This is a genomic window from Bacillus sp. LR_5 (assembly GCF_042709275.1).
Genome location: NZ_JAVAXX010000452.1, coordinates 1 through 3,470, shown reverse-complemented (window position 1 = coordinate 3,470; position 3,470 = coordinate 1). Strand labels below are relative to the sequence as shown.

Sequence of the window (3,470 nt, the reverse complement as noted above, 5' to 3'; positions counted from 1 at the left end):
AAAGTTGTCACATATTGTTAATTCAAGAATGCGGCCAAGTTCTTCATCATGCGTGACTTGAAGAGCCGTCCAGTTCTCTGTATTGTAGTAATTCACCAATCCAGCGGCTTGTTGAAAATTTTCCGGATAAAACTCAACAGCAGTTTCGGCTTCAAAATGGAGACTTTGCCAGCGTCTGGCTACAAATGCCTGAGTAAATGTCGAGGTCAATGATTCATGACCGATTAATCGTAAATGATTTGGCGCTTGAGTCAATGAACCTAATTCATTCGTAAATGGAATCCTTAAAGTTTGAAAATTTATATTTAATGTTGAATCCTCAAATTCATCAACTTCCGGGTACGTTGCTTCAAATATTGTTTCAGGTATAGAAGGTGCATCTACCTCCAAGCTTCCTTCTTTTCCACCTACTACATAGGGCCATTCATCTTTCCAGTAAAGTTTTTGAATAGCTGTTTCTCTGCCCAAAGGACAGTATCCTCTCTGCTGAAAAATTGAATCATCGTCAGGATGAATAGGACGTCCCGTTAAATGAGCTAAATACCACTCATCTGTATGTGTTTGAACAATGGATGCATGACCACATTTTTGCAATGGATTTCCTGGGTCATGCCATGACGTTAAGATTGGATTATCGGGATGAACTTCATATGGCCCCTCAATATTTGCAGAACGGGCAATTGTAGCAGCATGTTCGTACCGTGTTCCTCCTTCTGCAGTTAATAAATAATAATAGTTCCCGATATGATAAAGGTGCGGAGCTTCTGTCAGTTTTCTATCCGTTCCTTCAAATATAACTTTTGGTTTACCGATTAATTTTTGCTCTTTATCAGAATATTCCTGTATAACAATTCCTCCAAATGAGTGCCGATCAATACGGTGATCCCATAACATATTTAATAAATACTTTTTTCCATCCTTATCATGGAACAAAGAAGCATCAAATCCCGAGCTATTTAATGTAATCGGCTCACTCCAATCACCATTAATCGTTTCACAAGTAACTAAATAATTGTGACAATCTTTCCATGCACCATCTACTACCTTAACATCCGTATAGATAAGCCAAAACTTCCCATCACTATAGCTTAAACATGGTGCCCAAACCCCACCTGAATTTGGATTTCCTTTCATGTCTAATTGTGAAACTCTCTGTAATGGATGTGCAACTAAGTGCCAATTTACTAAATCTTTTGAGTGGTGTATCTGGACTCCCGGAAACCACTCAAATGTAGATACAGCGATATAATAATCCTCTCCTACCCTACAAATACTTGGATCGGGATTGAATCCTTTAAGTACTGGATTGGTAATCTTCATTTGGGACTCCTCCTCAGTTTATTTTCTTTTTTAAGCTTTGAAATCATCAATATGATCCAAATAAACTTTGTCTCTATTCTCTAATTCTCGAACCATGTTTTTATATTTTTTCTCATCTAAGTTATAGAAATTAATATCAATTAAAGCTAGAACCAGCAAGAACACGGGAATAATGGTTGTTGTAATTAGAATCCCCATTAATGCCGTTGGGGTTTGTGCCTGATTTGCTACATATCCAAACTTATCAAGAACCAGACCCGGAACAACTCCTCCTAAGGCCATACCAAACTTAAAGAAAAATCCGATTATAGCGTAAATGAGCCCACCCATTCTTTTCCCAGTCCTGTACTCTCCATATTCTATTGTTTCAGGAATAAGCGCCCACATATATCCCCCGGCAGTGAGACTTCCAGCAGCAGCGATTAATCGACAGAAAAGTATGAGGTAAACATTACTTGGCGGAACAAACAGTAAAGCTAAAAGGCCGATAATATTCAGTAATAATGCATAGTTTAGTAATTTCTTTTTCCCCAAAAATTGATGAAACCTTGGAATAAACGGTAAAATGACCAAAGCGGGCAAACTTCCTATCAAACCGTACCACTTCACCAAATCCTCTCTTTCTACGTTATACGTTACGTAATAAATGCCAACCGAATTACTGATGGAATTCACTCCAAAAATAATAATAAAGAAAATACTTAATACAACAAGTGGACGATTAACACGAAACTGCTCAAATATATCCGTAAATTTAATTTTTTCTTCGGATTTTTGAAGAGTGACCCGCTCTTTTGTGCTTTTAAAACAAAAGATTAAAAGGCACCCGCCTATCATTCCCAAAATACCCATGGTTAGTTGCCAGCCAAGAGACTCGTTGCCGGAAGTATCGCTTAAATAAGCAGCCAGTAAGGGAACAAAAAATGCAACGACAAGTCCTCCAAGATTCGCAAATAACATGCGAACAGAAGTTATACTAACCACTTCTTGATTATTTCTAGTCATTGCAGAAGTTAACGCGCCATATGGAACGTTTATCGTTGTGTATGTAAGCGACAAGCCAACATAGGTTATATAGGCATATATTAATTTCCCCATATCCGAAAAGTCTGGTGTTGTAAAACAGAGTATTGCCAGTATGACAAATGGAAAAGCTCCGAATAAAAGATACGGTCTAAAGCGTCCAAATCTGCTGTTCGTTCTGTCAACTATTGTTCCGATAAAAGGATCAGCGAGAGCGTCGATTATTCTAACCACTAAAAACATAGTACCGGCTGCTGCTGCCGATAAACCAAATACATCTGTATAGAAGAACAAAAGATACGTAGACACTGTTGCATAAATTAAATTACAAGCAAAATCTCCAGACGCATATCCAACTTTTTCAACCATGCTAATCTTCTTTACATTTTCACTGAGCATGATTTCTCCCCTTTTCGATCCTTTAATATGGAACAGTGTGAAACGGTATAACAATTTCTCGAATTTACGGTCAGTAAACTTTTATAAAAGCGCTTTCAAAACAGTGCAAAAAAATATGGTGATCAGCAAGCAGAAAATTCATCTTTTTAGTCGTCATACCTTATATACCTGGAAAAGGATAAAAGCCTCATTCTTTCGTTTCTTATATTGTTTAGCTCCATTAAATCGACCCTCTTATCCCCCTTCCATCCATATTCAGTAAGACCTTATCTTGTGGACAATGAAAGTTCATCTTATTAGTTTGTTGATCAAACAAACTAACTTGTTTTAATATTATAAAATCCTTTCAACTTTTTCAACATCTTTTTCAGAAAGTTTAAACAGAATGAATTAAATATTGATTTTTGACTGTTTCGTTATATTCAGTGTCTCAAATATTTGCGAATGTCATGTATCAGTTAACGACGATTAGTCCAAAACAGATTCTTGTGTAAACACATGACAAAGATGATCTATGCGAAATAAGGAATTGGTTAGTGGTAAGTTGCATTTAAGAGTTTGATAAAGGTGATCACAGGATGTATGGAGACTGTTAGCCTAGATTTATGCTGATGGCAAGCCCGGTCATGAATTGAAAGAACAGGAATGGCAGAATAGTTTATGTTATAAGTCCAACCCTACATAGATATATCAATACAGGAAAGATAAATAAGAAGCAAAAATTGAGA

The 3,470-nt window shown here is 36.7% G+C and carries 2 protein-coding genes; both read right to left on the bottom strand.

Annotated elements, in window-relative coordinates:
* A partial coding sequence (gene xynB, locus RAC86_RS36820; protein WP_377886787.1) for a xylan 1,4-beta-xylosidase occupies window positions 1-1,320 on the bottom strand: 1,320 nt, incomplete at its 3' end.
* 30 nt (window positions 1,321-1,350) lie between these two features.
* Window positions 1,351-2,742, bottom strand: coding sequence for an MFS transporter (locus tag RAC86_RS36815; RefSeq protein WP_377886786.1), 1,392 nt, complete (start codon window positions 2,740-2,742; stop codon window positions 1,351-1,353).
* Between the last annotated feature and the right edge of the window lie 728 nt (window positions 2,743-3,470).